This is a genomic window from Streptococcus sp. oral taxon 058 str. F0407 (assembly GCF_000235485.1).
In the GTDB taxonomy this organism is placed as follows: domain Bacteria; phylum Bacillota; class Bacilli; order Lactobacillales; family Streptococcaceae; genus Streptococcus.
In genome coordinates, this window is sequence record NZ_JH378889.1 from 44,113 (window position 1) to 65,466 (window position 21,354).

Here is a 21,354-nt window from a genome sequence, read left to right on the forward strand (position 1 = left end):
TATACCTCTTTATATAAGATGATACTAGTATAACGTGCTCTCGGCTATTTGTAAAATATAGAAATCCTATCAAAGTGATAGGATTTTTTTATATCAAAGGTCTAAGCCATTAATTTTCAAGCGATTGTGATAAGCCAATTCTAATAAATAGGTATAAAGTGGAACAATATCCGTTTTCTTAGGGAATTCAAATTTATGAACACTAAAACGCTCATTATGTGCTTTTAGAAAGACATTTTCTAAATAAGTTATAGTAATTTCACTATCATCTATACCTGCTCCTGCAGTTTCCATTTCAACATTTACAATGTTCATCAAAAAGATAGATTTCACAGACATCTTGCGACCAGTAGCGCCTTGCTTATCTGTAAAGATAATACGGATATTTGTAAATATAATTGAGTCACGAATCAGTTTATATCCACTTTGAATTTCTTCATTTTCTAGTAGATATTGTCCATATTCTTTGATAAGAGTTTCTTTGTTTTGCTCGCTAAAGTTACCAGCGAGTCCTTGAATGAATTTTCCAAATGCCATATTGTTCTCCTTTGTTTACACTAAGTTTACAGGAACTTCAACTTCTCGTAAACCTTGATCTGTTAAAGTAACCTTTCCATTAAAAAACTCCACAAGAGCAGCCTTGGTATTTTCTTTCTCTTCCTTATCAACATAAATTATGGTATCAATTTGATCTGTGAAGGTTGTCTCGAGTTCCATGAGATTATGTTCTCTAAGAAAATTGCCATATTCTTGATACTGAGCGTAAGACATTTGAATGGCTATGCCAGCCTGCTCTTTGATTTCAATAATACTAATTTCTTTGACAGCCAAAGCTACGCTTCCTGCGTAAGCGCGAATCAAACCGCCAGCACCTAACTTAATTCCCCCAAAGTAGCGGGTAACCACTACGCAGACATTAGTAAGATTATGATTTTCTAAGACGCCAAGCATAGGGACTCCAGCAGTACCACTAGGCTCGCCATCATCACTGGTACGCTTGATCTCACTGCGTTCCCCTACAATAAAAGCAGAGCAGTTATGGGTGGCTTTGTAGTGTTCTTTTTTGATAGCAGTGATAAAGTCACGAGCTTCTTCTTCGCTATAGACACGCTTGGCATGACAGATAAAGCGCGATTTTTTGATTTCTTCTTGGACTTGCCCGTCTTCTTTAATTGTTCTAAATTCCATGATTTAATTGTACTAAAAAATTACCTAAAGCGCTAGATTTTTACGAATAAAGAAGTATGAAAGTAAATCCAAACTATCTAGGTCGCTTGTTTACTGAGAAAGAATTAACGAAAGAAGAACGTCAGATGGCTGAGAAACTTCTAGCAATGAGAAAAGAGAAGGGAAAATTGTTCTGCCAACGTTGTAATAGTACTATTCTAGAAGAATGGTATTTGCCCATCGGTGCTTACTATTGTCGGGAGTGCTTAATTATGAAGCGAGTCAGGAGTGATCAAGCCTTATACTATTTTCCGCAGGAGGTTTTTCCGAAGCAAGATGTTCTTAAATGGCGTGGTCAGTTAACACCTTTTCAAAAAAAAGTGTCAGAGGGACTGCTTCAAGCGGTAGACAAACAAGAGCCAACCTTGGTTCACGCTGTAACAGGAGCTGGAAAGACAGAGATGATTTACCAAGTTGTGGCCAAAGTGATTGATGATGGTGGCGCAGTTTGTTTGGCTAGTCCTCGAATCGATGTATGTTTGGAACTGTATAAGCGACTTCAGAATGACTTTGCTTGCGACATAGCACTACTCCATGGCGAATCAGATCCCTATTTTCGAACTCCCCTAGTAGTTGCAACGACTCATCAGTTGTTAAAATTTCATCATGCTTTTGACTTGCTGATAGTGGATGAAGTAGATGCCTTTCCTTATGTTGACAACTCGGTGCTTTACTATGCTGTAAATCAAAGTGTAAAGGAGGAAGGGTTAAGGATATTCCTTACAGCGACTTCTACAGATGAGTTAGATAAGAAGGTTCGCACAGGAGAATTAAAAAGGTTAAGCTTGCCGAGACGATTTCATGGAAATCCATTGATTATTCCAAAGCCAGTTTGGTTATCGGATTTTAATCGTTATTTAGATAAGAGTCAGTTGTCACCAAAGTTAAAAACCTATATTGAGAAACAGAGACGAACTGGTTTTCCATTACTTCTTTTTGCATCAGAAATTCAGAAAGGTGAGAGGTTGAAAGAACTCTTGCAAGAGCATTTTCCCAATGAGAAAGTCGGCTTTGTGTCCTCTGTCACAGAAAATAGATTAGAGCAGGTGCAAGCTTTTCGAGATGGAGAGTTGACGATACTTATCAGTACGACAATTTTGGAGCGTGGAGTTACCTTTCCTTGTGTGGATGTTTTTGTTGTAGAAGCTAATCATCGTCTTTTTACCAAGTCTAGCTTGATTCAGATTGGAGGGCGAGTTGGGCGCAGTATGGATAGACCGACTGGTGAATTGCTCTTCTTTCATGATGGATTAAATACTTCCATCAAAAAGGCAATCAAGGAAATCAAGCAGATGAACAAGGAGGCGGGACTATGAACTGTTTATTATGTGGACAGACCACAAAGAGTGACTTGACTTTTAGTCATCTCTTTCTTTTGAAGAATGAGCGCAACTATATTTGTTCAGCTTGTGAGTCTACTTTTGAGAAGATTGGTGAGGATTGTTGCCCAAACTGCATGAAAATAGACGTGTCAACAAAGTGTCAAGATTGTAAACTTTGGTGTAAAGAAGGCATTCAAGTCAGCCATAAAGCGATATTTACCTATAATCAAGCTATGAAAGACTTCTTTAGTCGATATAAGTTTGATGGGGATTTTCTGCTTAGAAAGGTTTTTGCTCCTGTTCTTGCTAATGAATTGAAAAAGTATAGAGGCTATGAATTTGTAGTAATTCCCTTAAGTCCTGAAAGATTGCTTGAGAGAGGATTTAATCAGGTTGAAGGTTTGGTTGAGGCAGCAGGATTCTCTTTTCAAGGCTTATTAGGGAAAAGAGAAGAGAAAGCTAGTTCTTCTAAGAATCGCTCGGAAAGATTAGCTACTGAAATTCCATTTTATATCAAAACGGAAGCCCCTCTTCCTAAGAAGATTTTGCTCATTGATGACATCTATACGACAGGAGCGACTATCAATCGTGTAAAGCGACTTTTTGAAGATGCAGGTGTATTGGAAGTCAAAACTTTTTCCCTTGTAAGATGAGGAAAAAATTTGCAAAATGAAAATGAAAGCGTTATAATATAGTTAGAAAAATAAAAATGTTTAGAAAGAAGGTACTTATATGATTAAATATAGTATCCGTGGTGAAAACCTAGAAGTAACAGAAGCAATTCGCAATTATGTAGTTTCTAAACTCGAAAAGATCGAAAAATATTTTCAACCTGAACAAGAGTTGGATGCACGTGTCAACTTGAAAGTTTACCGTGAAAAAACAGCAAAAGTTGAAGTAACAATTCCACTTGGGTCAATTACTCTTCGTGCAGAAGATATTTCTCAAGATATGTATGGTTCTATCGATCTTGTAACAGATAAAATTGAACGCCAGATTCGAAAAAATAAAACAAAAATCGAACGCAAGAATAAAAATAAGGTTGCGACAAGCCAACTCTTTACAGATGCTCTAGTTGAAGATGCAAATGTTGTGCAACCAAAAGTGGTTCGTTCAAAACAAATTGATTTGAAACCAATGGATTTGGAAGAAGCGCTTCTTCAAATGGATTTGTTGGGACATGATTTCTTTATCTATGTAGACGTAGAAGATCAAACAACAAATGTTTTATATCGCCGTGAGGATGGTGAAGTTGGTTTGCTAGAAGTTAAGGAATCATAAAATCTTGACAGCTATGTAAAAGTGGTTTACAATTGTGTAAACCACTTTTGCTTTTGGTTGAGCTTTTCTGATGCTAAATCTTGAATTTTATAGTTTCAAATGGAGGTAGTCATGAAAGACGTAGTTATTGTTTCGGCAGTGCGAACACCTTTAGGTTCCTTTGGCGGGAGCTTGAAGAATGTTTCTGCTGTTGATTTGGGATCTTTGGTAATTAAGAGTGCTTTGGAAAAAGCGAATATTAAACCAGAGCAGGTAGATGAAGTGATTATGGGAAATGTCCTAGGCGCAGGTTTAGGACAAAACGTAGCTCGCCAAATGAGTATTCATGCGGGAGTCCCTGAATTTACACCAGCCTTTACTATCAATAAGGTCTGTGGTTCCGGTTTGAAGGCAGTGCATTTGGCTGCTCAAGCGATTCAGTGTGGCGATGCAGATATTGTTGTGGCTGGTGGTGCTGAAAACATGAGTCAGGCTCCATATGTTTTGCCAAGCTTCCGTTGGGGCGGTCGTATGGGCGATTCGAAAGTTGTAGATACCATGATTAAGGACGGTTTGTCTGATGCCTTTAATGAATACCATATGGGGATTACAGCTGAGAATGTAGCCGAAGAATATGGTATTAGCCGGGATGAACAAGATGCTCTTGCTTTGGAATCACAAAAACGAGCAGTGGCGGCTATAGAATCTGGACGCTTTAAGGAAGAGATTGTTCCGGTGGTCATTCCTCAACGTGAAGGCACTCCTATCGTCTTTGATACAGATGAATTTCCTAGAAAAGATTCTAGCTTGGAGAGCTTGTCTAAGCTAGATCCTGTTTTCAAAAAAGACGGTTCTGTTACAGCGGGTAATGCCTCAGGTATCAATGACGGAGCAGCGGCTGTCTTGGTCATGAGTGCTGAAAAAGCTGAAGAATTAGGACTTCCAGTCATTGCTCGTATTCGTTCGTATGCAAGTGCAGGTTTGGATTCTAAGATGATGGGATGTGGACCGATCTATGCAACTCGCAAAGCTCTTGAAAAAGGCAATTTGACAGTTGATGATCTCGACTTGATTGAGTCAAATGAAGCCTTTGCTGCCCAGGCTTGTGCGGTTGGGAAAATACTTGGCTTTAACACAGATATTGTCAATGTCAATGGTGGTGCCATTGCTCTTGGTCATCCAATTGGGGCTTCAGGTTGCCGTATCCTAGTGACTCTGGTACATGAGATGATGAAACGTGATGCTAAGACTGGTTTAGCAACTCTCTGTATCGGGGGAGGGATGGGAATTGCTATTATCGTGGAACGTTAGGTGATAGTAACTAGAGTATATAGATGTGCAGGAGGATAATGGGCTTATTCTCCTTTTTGCAGTCAAACCATAAAAAATCAATAAGTAAAAGGAGACTTACCTCTTTTTAAAGGTCGCTTTTTAAGGGCTTTTGTGATATAATAATGCGCAAGAGGTTTAGAATGAAAAAAAATAATTTAACTCCGATTTCTGCGGTTCTACTAGGGATTGCAACTTTCGGAATCTTAACATTGCTGATTATTTTTTCGCATAATATTGCTGTAACAATAAGTGTTTTGTTTTTATTTGTACTTCTTTATCTGCTTTTATTCGTTTGGCAAAAAAAACAGTATGAAAAGAGCGAAATTGAACAAATCCAATATGTAAATCATCAGGCAGAGGAGAGTTTGAATACGCTGCTTGAGCAAATGCCAGTTGGTGTTCTGAAATTAGACTTATCTACTGGCGAAGTCGAATGGTTTAATCCTTATGCTGAGTTGATTTTAACGACTGAAGAAGGCGAAATTGATGTTGAGTTAATTCAAACTATCATCAAGGCTTCTGTGGGGAACCCTGGTTCTTACGCTACCTTGGGGGAAACACGCTATGCCGTTCATATGGATAAGGCTTCAGGTGTCCTGTATTTCTTTGACGTTTCAGGGGAATACGAAGCAACTGTCGAATTGGTAACTAGTCGACCAGTGATTGGGGTCATCTCGGTAGATAACTATGATGATCTAGAAGACGCAACCTCCGACTCGGATATCAGTCATATTAATAGTTTTGTAGCCAATTTTGTTTCAGAATTTGCTAGTAAGTACGCTATGTTTTCTCGGCGTGTGGGGATGGACCGCTTTTATTTATTTACTGATTACACAGTTCTTGAGGGCTTAATGAATGATAAGTTCTCTGTGATTGATGCCTTTCGTGAGGAGGCAAAGCAGAGACAGTTGCCATTGACCTTGAGCATGGGCTTTTCTTATGGTGATGGAAATCATGATGAGATAGGGAAAGTTGCTTTAAGGAACTTGAACTTGGCTGAGGTTCGTGGTGGGGATCAAGTGGTCGTCAAGGAAAATGATGAAACCAAGAATCCTGTCTATTTTGGTGGTGGCTCTGCAGCCTCTGTTAAGAGAACGAGAACACGTACGAGAGCGATGATGACAGCTATTTCAGATAAGATTCGCAGTGTGGATCAGGTATTTGTAGTTGGTCATAAAAATCTAGATATGGATGCTTTGGGTTCTGCTGTCGGTATGCAGTTGTTTGCGAGCAATATTACAGAAGACAGTTATGCAGTCTACGATGCAGATCAAATGTCGCCAGATATCGAGCGTGCGGTCAATTTCTTGGAAAAAGAGGGTGTCACCAAGCTCTTGCCTCTGTCTGATGCGATGAGGCTGGTTACTAAGCGCTCTTTGTTGATTCTAGTGGATCATTCGAAGACGGCTTTGACCTTGTCGAAAGATTTTTACAAACTGTTCACTCAAACCATTGTCATTGACCACCATCGACGTGATCAGGATTTTCCAGAGAATGCAGTAATCACCTATATTGAAAGTGGGGCAAGTAGTGCGAGCGAGTTGGTAACAGAATTGATTCAGTTCCAAAATTCTAAGAAGAATCGTTTGAGTCGTATGCAGGCTAGTGTACTAATGGCTGGTATGATGTTGGATACCAAAAACTTTACGTCGCGAGTAACGAGTCGAACTTTTGATGTGGCTAGCTACCTCAGGACACGTGGAAGCGATAGTATTGCTATTCAGGAGATTGCTGCGACAGATTTTGAAGAATATCGTGAGGTAAATGAACTCATTTTACAAGGTCGTAAGTTAGGTTCAGATGTCTTAATTGCTCAGGCTAAGGACACAACCACTTATGACACAGTTGTTATCAGTAAGGCTGCCGATGCTATGTTGGCTATGTCCGGTATTGAAGCCAGTTTCGTTCTAGCGAAAAATACACAAGGATTTATCTCAATCTCAGCTCGAAGCCGCAGTAAAATCAATGTCCAACGCATTATGGAAGAGTTGGGTGGCGGTGGTCACTTTAATCTAGCGGCTGCGCAAATCGAGAATATGAGTCTGTCAGAAGCAGGAGAAAAATTGACTCAACTTGTCTTAGATGAACTAAAGGAAAAGGAGAAAGAAGAATGAAAGTAATCTTTTTAGCAGATGTCAAAGGAAAAGGGAAAAAAGGTGAAATCAAGGAAGTGCCAACTGGCTACGCTCAAAACTTCTTGATTAAAAAGAATTTGGCTAAGGAAGCGACTGCTCAAGCAGTGGGCGAGTTGCGTGGAAAACAAAAATCTGAAGAAAAAGCTCATGCAGAGATGATTGCTGAAGCAAAGGCCATCAAGGCCAAGCTTGAAGCAGAAGAAACTGTTGTAGAGTTTGTTGAAAAGGTTGGACCAGATGGTCGTACATTTGGGTCAATCACCAACAAGAAAATTGCGGAAGAACTGCAAAAGCAATTTGGTATCAAGATTGACAAACGTCACATTCAAGTAAAAGCACCAATTCGAGCAGTAGGTTTGATTGATGTTCCAGTGAAGATCTACCAAGATGTTACAAGTGTCATCAATCTTCGTGTAAAGGAAGGGTAAGTTTACAACTTCTTGACAAGATTGTAAAAGAAAGGAAAGTCGGATGGCAGAAGTAGAAGAACTACGAGTTCAACCTCAGGATATTTTGGCAGAACAATCTGTTCTGGGGGCTATTTTTATAGATGAGAGTAAGCTCGTTTTTGTACGGGAATACATTGATTCTCGAGACTTCTTTAAGTATGCTCATCGGTTGATTTTCCAAGCGATGGTGGACTTGTCAGATCGTGGTGAAGCAATTGATGCGACAACAGTTCGGACGATTTTGGATAGTCAAGGAGATCTCCAAAATATTGGTGGCTTGTCCTACCTTGTTGAAATTGTCAACTCTGTACCAACTTCAGCTAATGCAGAGTATTATGCCAAAATTGTAGCCGAAAAGTCTATGCTACGTCGCTTGATTTCCAAGTTGACAGAGTCTGTCAACCAAGCCTATGAAGCTTCTAAACCTGTAGATGAAATCATTGCTCAAGCTGAAAAGGGCCTCATTGATGTCAGTGAAAACGCCAATCGTAGTGGTTTCAAGAACATCCGTGATATTCTGAATATCAACTTTGGGAATCTAGAAGTTCGGTCACAACAAACAACTGATATCACAGGTATTGCGACAGGTTACCGTGATTTGGACCATATGACGACCGGATTGCATGAGGAGGAACTGATTATTATAGCAGCTCGTCCTGCGGTTGGTAAAACAGCCTTTGCTTTGAACATTGCTCAGAATATCGGAACCAAGTTGGACAAGACGGTAGCTATCTTTTCACTGGAAATGGGTGCAGAAAGCCTAGTAGACCGTATGTTGGCGGCAGAAGGCTTGGTGGAATCCCATTCTATCCGTACGGGTCAATTGACCGATGAGGAGTGGCAAAAATATACCATTGCTCAAGGAAACCTAGCCAACGCGAGTATCTACATCGATGATACTCCAGGAATTCGGATTACGGAGATTCGTTCTCGTTCACGTAAATTAGCTCAAGAAACAGGCAATCTAGGCTTGATTTTGATAGACTACCTACAGCTTATCACAGGGACTGGTCGTGAGAACCGCCAACAAGAAGTCTCTGAAATTTCTCGTCAGTTAAAAATCCTAGCTAAGGAGCTAAAGGTTCCAGTTATTGCTCTCAGTCAGTTATCTCGTGGTGTGGAACAGCGTCAGGATAAGAGACCAGTCTTGTCTGATATTCGTGAATCGGGTTCCATTGAGCAGGATGCGGATATCGTAGCTTTTCTATACCGTGACGACTACTATGAGCGTGGTGGTGAAGAAGAAGGCATACCAAATAATAAGGTAGAGGTTATCATCGAGAAAAACCGTAGTGGAGCTCGTGGAACGGTGGAATTGATTTTCCAAAAAGAATACAATAAATTTTCAAGTATCTCAAAGAGGGAGGCATAAGATGTCAGATGCATTTACAGATGTAGCCAAGATGAAAAAAATCAAAGAAGAAATCAAGGCGCATGAGGGACAAGTCGTTGAAATGACTTTGGAGAATGGCCGTAAGCGCCAAAAAAATAGATTTGGTAAGCTAATTGAAGTTTATCCGTCTCTATTTATCGTTGAATTTGGGGACGTTGAGGGAGACAAACAAGCAAATGTCTATGTGGAATCCTTCACCTACTCAGATATCCTGACAGAAAAGAATTTAATTCGCTATCTAGACCAAGAATCCTAAAATGAAGTGAGCTTTGCTCACTTTTTTCTTTTTCTCCCGAATAGTATAAACGAGGGTAACCTCGGAAATTTATATTATTAAGGAGAATGAATGACGTTTTTAAAATCAGGAGTTAAGAAGAGTGGATATACTCAGTTGGGTGTAGGACTGGCTACTTTGTTCGTTACGAGTACTTTTTTGTTTGGTGGGGAATCGGTTCAGGCTGACAGTGTAGCGCGTGGAGATGACTATCCGATTCACTACAAAAATGGTAGTGTTGAAATCGATCAGTGGCGGATGTATTCTCGCCAGTGTACGTCTTTTGCAGCCTTTCGTTTGAGTAGTGTAAATGGCTTTGAGATCCCTCCTGCCTATGGTAATGCGAATGAATGGGGGCACCGCGCAAGGAGAGAAGGCTACCGTGTTGACACTAAGCCAGAAGTTGGATCTATTGCTTGGTCGACAGAAGGTTACTACGGACATGTGGCCTGGGTGTCTAATGTATCAGGGGACACGATTGAGATCGAAGAGTATAACTATGGTGTTAGGGAGAAATACAATCGTCGAAGCGTAAAATCTAGCTCTATGACAGGCTTTATCCATTTTAAGGACTTGGTAGGGAATGATGGTAGAACTGGAAATCCTATCAGGTCAGGGTTGGCGTCTAGTGGGACTCACACGTTTACTCAAAAATCTGCCATTCGAAACCAGCCGTCAAGTACAGCACAAGTTATTGACTACTACTATCCTGGTGAAAATGTTAGCTACGACCAAATCGTAGAAAAGGACGGTTATAAATGGCTTAGCTACCTATCCTATAGTGGAACGAGAAGATACGTCCAGCATACGGAAACAGAATCAGTGGAAAATGGTTGGAAGAAGCAAAACGGTATTTGGAATTACCGTGAGAACGGGAAACTCGCAACTGGTTGGAAGGAAATAAACGGCAGTTGGTATCACTTTAAAGACAATGGGACCATGTCAACAGGTTGGGTAAAGGATAGTTCGCATTGGTACTATCTAAAGGCATCGGGGGAGATGCAGACAGGATGGCTCAAGGAAAACGGAACATGGTATTATTTGGAGAGTTCAGGGGCTATGAAGTCTAGTCAGTGGTTCCAAGTAGGAGGAAAATATTACTACGTCAATGCTTCAGGAGCTTTAGCAGTGAATACCATTGTGGATGGCTATCGAGTAGATAGTAACGGAGCTAGAGTTTAGAAGGAATATAAAAAAGAGGACTTCACGACCATTTGTCTATTCTTTCCGATGGTATTTTTCCCCGCTTTCCTTTATAATGGGTGTATGGACAAGAAAAAATTATTATTAATTGATGGATCTTCTGTTGCCTTTCGAGCTTTTTTTGCGCTCTATCAGCAACTGGATCGATTTAAAAATGCTAATGGTCTTCATACCAATGCAATCTATGGCTTTCAACTCATGTTGAATCATGTCTTGGAGCGAGTTGAACCCAGCCATGTTTTGGTAGCTTTTGATGCAGGTAAGACGACTTTCCGAACAGAGATGTATGCAGACTACAAGGGTGGTCGCGCTAAAACTCCAGATGAGTTTCGTGAGCAATTTCCCTTCATTCGTGAGTTGTTAGACCATCTTGGAATTCGCCATTATGAGTTGCCCCAGTATGAGGCGGATGATATCATCGGGACCCTAGGCCGTTTGGCTGAGAAAGATTCCTTCGATGTGACCATTGTCAGCGGGGACAAGGACTTGATCCAGTTGACGGATGAGTGTACGGTGGTCGAGATTTCCAAGAAAGGTGTGGCTGAGTTTGAGGCCTTTACACCAGCTTATCTCATGGAAAAGATGGGACTCACACCAGCTCAGTTTATAGATCTCAAGGCCCTGATGGGGGATAAGTCTGATAATATCCCTGGTGTCACGAAAATCGGTGAAAAGACGGGCATCAAGCTCTTGCTAGAACACGGCTCGCTCGAAGGTATTTATGAAAATATCGATGGAATGAAGGCATCCAAGATGAAGGAAAATCTCATCAATGATAAGGAACAAGCCTTCCTATCTAAAACGTTGGCGACTATTGAAACAAATGCACCGATTGAGATTGGCCTTGATGATTTGGTCTATAGTGGACCAAATGTGGAAAATCTTGGGAAATTCTATGATGAGATGGGCTTCAAACAACTCAAGCAAGCTTTAAATATTTCGTCGACGGATGCGCCTGAAAGTTTGGATTTCACTATTGTTGAGCAAGTCAGTCATGACATGCTGAGTGCCGACTCCATCTTCCACTTTGAACTCTTTGGGGAGAACTACCATACAGATGACTTGGTTGGTTTTGCATGGTCTTGTGGAAATACACTCTACGCTACAGATAAACTTGAGCTCTTGCAGGAGCCGATTCTCAAGGAATTTCTGGAAAAAACACCTCTGAAAGTGTATGACTTTAAGAAAGCTAAAGTCCTCTTAAATCGCTTTGGTTTGGATTTGCAGGCCCCTGCTTTTGACAGTCGCTTGGCTAAATACCTCCTGTCTACTGTCGAGAATAATGAAATTTCAACCATTGCGAGTCTCTATGGTCAGACTTACATGGTCGATGATGAGACCTTCTACGGTAAGGGGGTCAAGAAAGCCATTCCTGAGAGAGAGAAATTCTTGGAGCACTTGGCTCGCAAGGTTGCTGTATTGGTTGAGACAGAGCAGGTTTTACTTGAAAAACTCAGTGAACATGGACAGTTAGATCTCCTCTATGACATGGAGCAACCTCTGGCCTTTGTCCTTGCCAAGATGGAAATCGCTGGGATTACGGTCAAGAAAGAGACCTTGCTTGAGATGCAGACTGAAAATGAGCTTGTCATTGAAAAGCTAACTCAGGAGATTTATGAGCTAGCTGGTGAGGAGTTTAATATCAACTCACCCAAGCAGTTGGGTGTGCTTCTCTTTGAAAAGCTCGGTCTTCCCCTAGAATACACCAAGAAAACCAAGACAGGTTACTCGACAGCCGTAGATGTGCTAGAGCGTCTGGCTCCGATTGCGCCAATTGTTAAGAAAATTTTAGACTACCGTCAGATTGCTAAGATTCAATCCACTTATGTGATTGGTTTGCAGGATTGGATTTTGGATGATGGCAAGATTCACACGCGCTATGTGCAGGATTTGACTCAAACCGGGCGCCTGTCTAGTGTAGATCCAAACTTGCAAAATATCCCTGTGCGTTTGGAACAAGGTCGCCTCATTCGTAAGGCTTTTGTGCCAGAGTGGGAGGATAGTGTCCTTCTTAGCTCCGACTATTCACAGATTGAGTTGCGCGTTTTGGCGCATATCTCTAAAGATGAGCACTTGATTAAGGCCTTCCAAGAGGGGGCGGATATCCATACTTCGACAGCCATGCGGGTCTTTGGAATTGAGCGTCCTGAGGATGTGACTCCAAACGACCGTCGTAATGCCAAGGCGGTTAACTTCGGAGTTGTTTACGGGATTTCAGACTTTGGCTTGGCAAATAATCTTGGTATTAGCCGTAAGAAAGCCAAAGCCTATATTGATACCTATTTTGAACGTTTTCCTGGAATCAAAAACTATATGGAAGAAGTGGTGCGTGAGGCGCGTGATAAGGGCTATGTAGAGACCCTCTTTAAGCGCCGTCGAGAGCTACCAGATATCAATTCGCGCAACTTTAACATTCGTGGTTTTGCGGAGCGGACAGCCATTAACTCCCCTATCCAGGGATCGGCGGCGGATATTCTCAAAATTGCTATGATTCAGCTAGACAAAGCTCTAGTTGAAGGTGGCTATCAGACCAAGATGCTCTTGCAAGTGCATGATGAAATCGTCCTTGAGGTTCCGAAAGCAGAACTAGCAGCCGTCAAAACTCTAGTGAAACAAACCATGGAAGAAGCCATCCAGCTCAGTGTTCCCCTCATTGCAGATGAAAATGAAGGAGCAACCTGGTACGAGGCTAAATAAGAAAGTTAAGAAAGAGTTTGGAGCAATTGGCTTCAAATTCTTTTTCATGGTTTTCTGTAAACAGTTTCCTTGACTTTTCCTTGTATTTGCGTTACTATATCTCCATATAAGATACGGGAGTCTGTGTACAGTCTGAGAGGAAGTGTTAAACTTCGACCGCACCTGATCTGGGTAATGCCAGCGTAGGGAAGGATACTTAGTCGAATTCTGCACCTTTTCCGTATATATGGAAAAGGTTTTTCTTTTTGTCAAAAGGAAACCTGGGAAGAGGAGGTTTTTATGAAAGCAAGCATTGCCTTGCAAGTCTTGCCCCTATCACAGGGGATTGATCGAATCGCTATTATCGATCAAGTGATTGCTTATCTGCAAGCTCAGTCCGTGACCATGGTGGTGACACCATTTGAAACGGTCTTGGAAGGAGATTTTGATGAGCTTATGCGTATTCTCAAAGAGGCGCTTGAAGTGGCTAGGCAGGAGGCAGATAATGTCTTTGCCAATGTCAAAATAAATGTAGGAGAGATTTTAAGTATTGATGAGAAACTTGAAAAGTATGATGAGACGACAGATTAGTCTTTTGGGATTTCTCGGAGTCTTGTCGGTCTGGCAGTTAGCGGGAATATTCAAACTTTTACCCAAGTTTATCCTGCCAACTCCTCTTGAGATCCTCCAGTCCTTTATTCGTGACAGAGAATTTCTCTGGTACCATAGCTGGGCGACCTTGAGAGTGGCTTTGCTAGGTCTAGTCTTAGGAGTCTTGATTGCCTGTCTGATGGCAGTGCTTATGGACAGTTTAACTTGGCTCAATGACTTGATTTATCCTATGATGGTGGTTGTTCAGACTATCCCGACCATTGCCATAGCCCCTATTCTGGTCTTGTGGTTGGGCTATGGGATTTTGCCCAAGATTGTCTTGATTATCCTGACGACAACCTTCCCGATCATTGTCAGTATTTTGGACGGTTTTAGGCATTGTGACAAGGATATGCTGACCTTGTTTAGCTTGATGCGAGCAAATCCTTGGCAAATCCTTTGGCATTTCAAAATCCCGGTCAGCCTGCCCTACTTTTATGCAGGTCTGAGGGTCAGTGTCTCCTACGCCTTTATCACAACGGTGGTATCTGAGTGGTTGGGAGGTTTTGAAGGTCTTGGTGTTTACATGATTCAGTCCAAGAAATTGTTTCAGTATGATACCATGTTTGCCATTATTATTCTGGTGTCGCTCATCAGTCTTCTAGGTATGAAATTGGTCGATATCAGTGAAAAATATGTGATTAAATGGAAACGTCCATAGAAGACGTTTGAGAAAAAGAAAAGAGGAAATAAAATGAAAAAGACATGGAAAGTGTTTTTAACGATTGTAACAGCTTTTGTAGCTGTCGTGCTTGTAGCTTGTGGTCAAGGGACGGCTTCTAAGGACAACAAAGAGGCAGAAGTTAAGAAGATTGACTTTATCCTAGACTGGACCCCAAATACCAACCACACAGGACTTTATGTAGCCAAGGAAAAAGGCTATTTCAAAGAAGCTGGAGTGGATGTTGATTTGAAATTGCCACCTGAAGAAAGCTCGTCTGACTTGGTGATCAATGGCAAGGCGCCATTTGCTATCTATTTCCAAGACTACATGGCTAAGAAATTGGAAAAAGGTGCAGGAATCACTGCCGTTGCCGCTATCGTTGAGCACAACACATCAGGAATCATCTCACGTAAATCGGACAATGTCAGCAGTCCAAAGGACTTGGTTGGGAAGAAATACGGAACTTGGAATGACCCGACTGAACTTGCTATGTTGAAAACCTTGGTGGAATCTCAAGGTGGAGACTTCGAAAAGGTCGAAAAAGTACCAAACAACGACTCAAACTCCATCACACCAATTGCCAATGGTGTCTTTGATACTGCTTGGATCTACTACGGTTGGGACGGTATCCTTGCTAAATCTCAAGGCGTAGATGCTAACTTCATGTACTTGAAAGACTATGTCAAGGAGTTTGACTACTACTCACCGGTTATCATCGCTAACAACGACTACCTCAAAGACAACAAAGAAGAAGCTCGTAAAGTCATCCAAGCCATCAAAAAAGGCTACCAATACGCTATGGAACACCCAGAAGAAGCAGCTGATATCCTCATCAAAAATGCACCTGAACTCAAGGAAAAACGTGACTTTGTTATCGAATCTCAAAAATACTTGTCAAAAGAATACGCAAGCGACAAGGAAAAATGGGGACAATTTGATGCAGACCGTTGGAATGCCTTCTACAAATGGGATAAAGAAAATGGTATCCTTAAAGAAGACTTGACTGACAAAGGCTTCACTAACGAATTTGTAAAATAATGACAGAAATTAGACTAGAACACGTAAGCTATGCCTATGGCGAGGAGAAGATTTTAGAGGATATAAACCTGCAGGTGACTTCAGGTGAAGTGGTTTCTATCCTAGGTCCAAGTGGTGTAGGAAAGACTACCCTCTTTAATCTGATCGCTGGAATTTTAGAAGTTCAGTCAGGGCGAATTGTCCTTGATGGCGAGGAGAATCCCAAGGGGCGCGTGAGTTATATGTTACAAAAGGATCTGCTCTTGGAGCACAAGACGGTGCTTGGCAATATCATCCTGCCCCTCTTGATCCAAAAGGTCGAAAAGGCAGAAGCTATTGCTCGAGCGGATGAAATCCTTGCGACCTTCCAGTTGACAGCTGTACGGGACAAGTATCCCCATGAACTCAGCGGAGGGATGCGCCAGCGTGTGGCCTTGCTCCGTACCTACCTTTTTGGGCACAAGCTCTTTCTCTTGGACGAGGCCTTTAGTGCCTTAGATGAGATGACCAAGATGGAACTCCACGCTTGGTATCTGGAGATTCACAAACAGTTGCAGCTGACGACATTGATTATTACCCACAGTATTGAAGAGGCTCTCAATCTCAGCGACCGCATCTATATCTTGAAAAATCGCCCTGGACAGATTGTTTCTGAAGTCAAACTAGGCTGGTCCCAGACTGAGGATAAGGAAGTCCAGAAAATCGCTTATAAGCGAAGAATACTAGCGGAATTGGGATTAAATACATAGAAAATAGGGAGTCGGTGAAGATTATTCTTTACTTGCTCCCTTTTCCTTTAAAAAAATCAAAAATTTCGGTATAATAGTCAAAGATAGTCAAGGTTCAAAGAAGGAGTTTGATTTACTATGAGATTTAAAAATACATCAGATCATATCGAAGCCTATATCAAGGCAATTTTAGACCAATCTGGTATCGTGGAATTGCAGCGGAGCCAGCTGGCAGATACCTTCCAGGTTGTGCCAAGTCAGATCAACTATGTCATCAAGACACGTTTTACTGAAAGCAGAGGTTACTTGGTTGAGAGCAAGCGTGGTGGTGGAGGCTACATTCGCATCGGACGGATTGAGTTTTCCAATCATCATGAGATGCTCCGCGATTTGCTTTACTCGATTGGTGAGCGAGTTAGTCAGGAGATTTATGAGGATATTCTGCAACTTTTGGTGGAGCAGGACTTGATGACCAAGCAGGAGATGACCTTGCTGACTTCAGTAGCAACAGATCGTGTCCTAGGGGAAGAATCCGCAGTTGTCCGTGCCAATATGCTCCGACAGCTATTACAAGAGGTAGATAGAAAAGAGAAGTAAGATGAACTATTCAAAAGCATTGAATGAATGTATCGAAAGTGCCTACATGGTTGCGAGCCATTTTGGAGCTCGATATCTAGAGTCTTGGCATTTATTGATTGCCATGTCCAATCACAGCTACAGTGTGGCAGGTGCGACTCTAAATGATTATCCTTATGAAATGGACCGTTTAGAAGAGGTTGCTTTGGAATTGACTGAAACAGACTATAGCCAAGACGAAACCTTTACGGAATTGCCCTTTTCCCATCGTTTGGAGGTTCTTTTTGCTGAAGCAGAGTATGTGGCCTCAGTGGTTCATGCAAAGGTGCTAGGGACAGAGCATGTCCTCTATGCGATTTTGCATGATGGTAATGCCTTGGCAACTCGCATCTTGGAGAGAGCAGGCTTTTCTTATGAAGACCAGAAAGATCAGGTCAGAATTGCTGCTCTTCGTCGCAATTTAGAGGAACGTGCAGGTTGGACACGAGAAGATCTTAAGGCTTTGCGTCAACGTCATCGCACGGTAGCAGACAAGCAAAATTCTATGGCCAATATGATGGGCATGCCTCAAGCTCAAAGTGGCGGTCTAGAGGACTACACGCATGACCTGACGGAGCAAGCGCGCTCTGGCAAGTTAGAGCCAGTTATCGGTCGAGACAAAGAAATCTCACGTATGATTCAAATCTTGAGCCGAAAGACCAAGAACAATCCGGTCTTGGTTGGTGATGCGGGTGTCGGGAAAACAGCTCTGGTACTTGGACTTGCTCAGCGTATTGCTAGTGGGAATGTACCTGCGGAAATGGCTAAGATGCGCGTGTTAGAGCTTGACTTGATGAATGTTGTTGCAGGAACACGTTTTCGTGGTGACTTTGAAGAGCGTATGAACAATATCATCAAGGATATCGAGGAAGATGGCAAAGTTATCCTCTTTATCGATGAACTCCACACCATCATGGGTTCTGGTAGCGGTATTGATTCGACTCTGGATGCGGCCAATATCTTGAAGCCAGCCTTGGCTCGTGGAACTTTGAGAACGGTTGGTGCAACCACTCAGGAAGAATACCAAAAACACATCGAAAAAGATGCGGCCCTTTCTCGTCGTTTTGCCAAAGTGACGATTGAAGAGCCAAGTTTAGCTGATAGTATGACCATTTTGCAAGGTTTGAAGACTACCTATGAGAAACACCACCGTGTGCAAATCACAGATGAAGCTGTCGAAACAGCAGTTAAGATGGCGCATCGTTACCTGACCAGTCGTCACTTGCCAGACTCTGCTATCGACCTCTTGGATGAAGCGGCAGCAACAGTGCAAAACAAATCCAAGCATGTGAAAGCAGACGAATCCGACTTGAGTCCAGCTGACAAGGCCTTGATGGATGGCAAGTGGAAACAAGCAGGTCAGCTAATCGCAAAAGAACAAGAATTGCCTGTCTATAAAGACTTGGTGACAGAATCTGATATTTTGACCACCTTGAGTCGTTTGTCAGGGATTCCAGTCCAAAAACTGACGCAAACGGATGCTAAGAAATATCTGAACTTGGAAGCTGAACTGCACAAACGTGTCATCGGTCAAGATCAAGCTGTTTCAAGTATTAGTCGTGCCATTCGCCGCAACCAGTCAGGGATTCGAAGTCACAAGCGTCCGATTGGTTCCTTTATGTTCCTAGGGCCGACAGGAGTCGGTAAGACCGAATTGGCCAAGGCTCTGGCAGAAGTCCTCTTTGATGACGAATCAGCCCTTATCCGCTTTGATATGAGTGAATATATGGAGAAATTTGCAGCTAGCCGTCTCAATGGAGCTCCTCCGGGCTATGTGGGCTACGAAGAAGGTGGGGAGTTGACTGAGAAGGTTCGTAACAAACCCTATTCCGTTCTCCTCTTTGACGAGGTAGAGAAGGCCCACCCAGACATCTTTAATGTTCTCTTGCAGGTTCTGGATGACGGTGTCTTGACAGATAGCAAGGGGCGCAAGGTGGACTTTTCAAATACCATCATCATCATGACGTCAAACCTTGGTGCGACGGCTCTTCGTGATGATAAGACTGTCGGATTTGGCGCGAAAGACATTCGTTTTGACCAGGAAAATATGGAAAAACGAATCTTTGAAGAGTTGAAAAAAGCTTATCGACCAGAGTTTATCAACCGTATTGATGAAAAGGTGGTCTTCCACAGCTTGGATAGCGACCACATGCAGGAAATTGTTAAGATCATGGTTAAACCATTGATTGCTAGCCTTTCAGAGAAGGGTATCGACTTGAAACTGCAAGCTTCAGCCCTGAAGTTGCTAGCTAGTCAAGGATATGATCCAGAAATGGGAGCCCGTCCACTTCGCAGAACCCTGCAAACAGAGGTGGAAGACAAGTTGGCAGAACTCCTCCTTAAGGGAGAACTGGTAGCAGGTAAGACTCTCAAGATTGGTGTCAAAGCTGGACAATTGAAATTTGATATTGCTTAAAAATGGAGAATCAGGAGAGGTCCTGATTCTTTTTTCTACTTTTTTATAAAAAATGATAAAAACCATTGACAAAACAAAAATATAGTATATAATAAAAACATAGAAAAATAAAAATATAGAAAATTATAAAAAGGCGAGCATGTATGAAAAAGAAAACAGCAGTCGTATTTGGGACCTTTGCCCCTCTCCATCAGGGGCATATCGATTTAATCCAGCGAGCAAAGCGTCAGTGTGATCAGGTCTGGGTAGTCGTTTCAGGCTATGAGGGAGACAGAGGGGAGCAGATAGGCTTAAGTCTTCAAAAAAGATTTCGCTATATCAGAGAGGCTTTTCGTGACGATGAGTTAACCTCTGTCTGCAAGTTAGATGAAACCAAGCTTCCTCGCTACCCTATGGGCTGGCAGGAGTGGTTGGATCAGATGTTAGCGGAGATTTCCTACGATGAAGCCCAGCAAGAACTGATCTTTTTTGTGGGAGAACGTGACTATCAGCAAGAATTAGCTAAACGTGGATTTGAGACCGTCTTGCAAGAAAGAAAGTTTGGTATCTCAGCGACTATGATTCGAGAAAATCCAAGCAAATATTGGAAATATATTGCTCAGCCCTTCCGTCGTCAGTTTACAAAGAAAGTATTGATTATGGGAAGTGCAAGTAATGGGAAGACCACTTTAGCAAAAGATTTGGCAAGGTATTACGATGCGCCCGTTAGTCTGGAATACGCGCGTGAGTACCAGATCAAAAACAATGTCCGCGACGATGAATTGACTCCAAAGGATTACTATTATCTCTTGTTGGGGCAGTATGACCAGACCTCTAAGTTAATCGATAGCAATGCCAATCGAGGTCTAGTGATAGCTGACACCAACTCCTTAGTAACCAAGGGCTACTATGATTATTACATGGAGGCTGAGGAACAAGAGGATTTATCAGGAGAAACCTTTGACAATCTCTTTGTTTCGATCTTGGCTAAGGAAAAATGGGACTTGATTCTCTTTGTTCAACCTGTCGGCTCCTATGTCAATGACGGCTTTAGAGATATGACCATGGCAGAAGACCATATTCGTCACAGTTTTTCCCAGCATTTGGACCAGATGAGAGAGCAATATTTAACCACCATTCCACTAGTTTATCTAGCTGAGGATTACCTAGGCAATTATGAAGCAGCCAAAGTGGCTATCGATACCATTTACCAAGCAGATTAGGAGAAAATGATGAAAACAGTAACTGAAAAAATCACACAATTTATCGAAAACTTTAAAAATGTCCATGCAGAAGCTCGCAAGATCGGTTTTGCAGGAATCATGCGCCTGCTCTGGAAAGATCTCTTTGTCGGCCGTAGCCTTGTCCAGTGGTTGTATCTCATCGCCTTGTCAAGTGTTCCCTTGATCTTGGAATTCACACAAAATACGGAAAGTCATGACTGGCTGAGTTTGTTTGCATCCTGGACTGGGATTGTCTGTGTTATCTTGGTAGCAGAAGGGCGTGCAAGCAATTATCTCTTTGGGGCCATTAACTCAGCTATCTATTTGATTTTGGCTATGAATGCGACTTTTTATGGCGAAGTCTTGACGACCGTTTACTTCTTTGTCATGCAGCCGATTGGTCTCTATGCTTGGTTGTCCAACCGTATCAATGACCAAGGAAAACCAGAAGAATCCCACTTTGAAGCTAAGAAATTATCTGTACTTGACTGGCTCAAGTACTTGGTCTTGACTGCCATCATCTGGATTGGTATGGGCTTGGCTTATCAAAGTATCCATAGCGCTCGCCCTTTCCGTGATAGTGTAACCGATGCGACCAATGGTGTTGGTCAGCTCTTGATGACACGTCTCTATCGTGAGCAATGGATTTTCTGGATTGCAACCAATCTCTTTAGTATCTATCTCTGGTGGGGTGAAAATATCCACATCCAAGGTATGTACTGGGTATACACACTCAATAGTCTAGTAGGATGGTACCAATGGACCAAGGCAGTTCGAAAGGAGGCCTAAA

Annotated in this window: 20 protein-coding genes; 18 read left to right on the forward strand and 2 right to left on the reverse strand. The window is 42.1% G+C overall.

Going from position 1 to position 21,354, the window contains the following annotated elements; genetic code table 11:
- Positions 1-93: 93 nt before the first annotated feature.
- Both HMPREF9184_RS07335 and HMPREF9184_RS07340 read right to left on the reverse strand, forming a co-directional pair.
- Positions 94-537: a PH domain-containing protein gene (locus HMPREF9184_RS07335; RefSeq protein ID WP_000863908.1), complete on the reverse strand. Its 444-nt coding sequence runs from the start codon at positions 535-537 to the stop codon at positions 94-96.
- Positions 538-552: 15 nt separating this feature from the next.
- A complete protein-coding gene (locus HMPREF9184_RS07340) occupies positions 553-1,188 on the reverse strand; it encodes a YigZ family protein (RefSeq protein ID WP_000395753.1) in 636 nt (211 codons plus the stop codon).
- A gap of 56 nt (positions 1,189-1,244) precedes the next feature.
- On the opposite strand from HMPREF9184_RS07340, the gene HMPREF9184_RS07345 reads away from it, so the two are divergent.
- The 18 genes from HMPREF9184_RS07345 (at position 1,245) to pnuC (ending at position 21,353) form a co-directional block, all read left to right on the forward strand.
- On the forward strand, positions 1,245-2,543 hold the full coding sequence (locus HMPREF9184_RS07345) for a DEAD/DEAH box helicase (RefSeq protein ID WP_000867715.1): 1,299 nt from the start codon (positions 1,245-1,247) through the stop codon (positions 2,541-2,543).
- Complete coding sequence (locus HMPREF9184_RS07350; protein WP_000995718.1) at positions 2,540-3,202, forward strand: ComF family protein; 663 nt, start codon at positions 2,540-2,542, stop codon at positions 3,200-3,202. Before HMPREF9184_RS07345 ends, HMPREF9184_RS07350 begins: the two co-directional genes overlap by 4 nt.
- 79 nt (positions 3,203-3,281) lie before the next feature.
- Complete coding sequence (gene hpf, locus HMPREF9184_RS07355) at positions 3,282-3,830, forward strand: ribosome hibernation-promoting factor, HPF/YfiA family (RefSeq protein WP_000599119.1); 549 nt, start codon at positions 3,282-3,284, stop codon at positions 3,828-3,830.
- A 111-nt stretch (positions 3,831-3,941) separates the two neighbouring features.
- Complete coding sequence (locus HMPREF9184_RS07360; protein WP_000656065.1) at positions 3,942-5,120, forward strand: acetyl-CoA C-acetyltransferase; 1,179 nt, start codon at positions 3,942-3,944, stop codon at positions 5,118-5,120.
- Positions 5,121-5,281: 161 nt separating this feature from the next.
- Complete coding sequence (locus HMPREF9184_RS07365; RefSeq protein ID WP_000739992.1) at positions 5,282-7,255, forward strand: DHH family phosphoesterase; 1,974 nt, start codon at positions 5,282-5,284, stop codon at positions 7,253-7,255.
- Positions 7,252-7,704, forward strand: coding sequence for a 50S ribosomal protein L9 (gene rplI / locus HMPREF9184_RS07370; RefSeq protein ID WP_000864209.1), 453 nt, complete (start codon positions 7,252-7,254; stop codon positions 7,702-7,704). Before HMPREF9184_RS07365 ends, rplI begins: the two co-directional genes overlap by 4 nt.
- Before the next feature lie 43 nt (positions 7,705-7,747).
- Complete coding sequence (gene dnaB, locus HMPREF9184_RS07375) at positions 7,748-9,097, forward strand: replicative DNA helicase (protein ID WP_000852479.1); 1,350 nt, start codon at positions 7,748-7,750, stop codon at positions 9,095-9,097.
- A 1-nt stretch (position 9,098) separates the two neighbouring features.
- The gene (locus tag HMPREF9184_RS07380; protein ID WP_001278161.1) at positions 9,099-9,374 is read left to right on the forward strand and encodes a Veg family protein; all 276 of its coding nucleotides are present in this window, start codon (positions 9,099-9,101) and stop codon (positions 9,372-9,374) included.
- 90 nt (positions 9,375-9,464) lie between these two features.
- Positions 9,465-10,574: an SH3 domain-containing protein gene (locus tag HMPREF9184_RS07385; protein WP_000143403.1), complete on the forward strand. Its 1,110-nt coding sequence runs from the start codon at positions 9,465-9,467 to the stop codon at positions 10,572-10,574.
- An 84-nt stretch (positions 10,575-10,658) separates the two neighbouring features.
- Positions 10,659-13,292 (forward strand): DNA polymerase I, encoded by a 2,634-nt coding sequence (gene polA / locus HMPREF9184_RS07390; protein WP_033586040.1) that lies wholly within the window; start codon positions 10,659-10,661, stop codon positions 13,290-13,292.
- Between the two features lie 279 nt (positions 13,293-13,571).
- Positions 13,572-13,862: a thiamine-binding protein gene (locus HMPREF9184_RS07395; RefSeq protein WP_000647671.1), complete on the forward strand. Its 291-nt coding sequence runs from the start codon at positions 13,572-13,574 to the stop codon at positions 13,860-13,862.
- Positions 13,825-14,583, forward strand: coding sequence for an ABC transporter permease (locus HMPREF9184_RS07400; RefSeq protein ID WP_083822914.1), 759 nt, complete (start codon positions 13,825-13,827; stop codon positions 14,581-14,583). Before HMPREF9184_RS07395 ends, HMPREF9184_RS07400 begins: the two co-directional genes overlap by 38 nt.
- A gap of 33 nt (positions 14,584-14,616) precedes the next feature.
- A complete protein-coding gene (locus tag HMPREF9184_RS07405; protein WP_000754528.1) occupies positions 14,617-15,624 on the forward strand; it encodes an ABC transporter substrate-binding protein in 1,008 nt (335 codons plus the stop codon).
- Complete coding sequence (locus HMPREF9184_RS07410) at positions 15,624-16,352, forward strand: ABC transporter ATP-binding protein (RefSeq protein WP_000136212.1); 729 nt, start codon at positions 15,624-15,626, stop codon at positions 16,350-16,352. The genes HMPREF9184_RS07405 and HMPREF9184_RS07410 overlap by 1 nt, the downstream gene beginning before the upstream one ends.
- A gap of 117 nt (positions 16,353-16,469) precedes the next feature.
- A complete protein-coding gene (locus tag HMPREF9184_RS07415) occupies positions 16,470-16,928 on the forward strand; it encodes a CtsR family transcriptional regulator (protein WP_001211256.1) in 459 nt (152 codons plus the stop codon).
- A gap of 1 nt (position 16,929) precedes the next feature.
- Entirely contained in the window at positions 16,930-19,362 is a 2,433-nt protein-coding gene (locus HMPREF9184_RS07420; protein WP_001109722.1) for an ATP-dependent Clp protease ATP-binding subunit, read from the forward strand.
- Between the two features lie 143 nt (positions 19,363-19,505).
- On the forward strand, positions 19,506-20,564 hold the full coding sequence (locus tag HMPREF9184_RS07425; protein WP_000730560.1) for an AAA family ATPase: 1,059 nt from the start codon (positions 19,506-19,508) through the stop codon (positions 20,562-20,564).
- Positions 20,565-20,573: 9 nt separating this feature from the next.
- Positions 20,574-21,353, forward strand: coding sequence for a nicotinamide riboside transporter PnuC (gene pnuC, locus HMPREF9184_RS07430; protein WP_000860136.1), 780 nt, complete (start codon positions 20,574-20,576; stop codon positions 21,351-21,353).
- Position 21,354 lies beyond the last annotated feature (1 nt).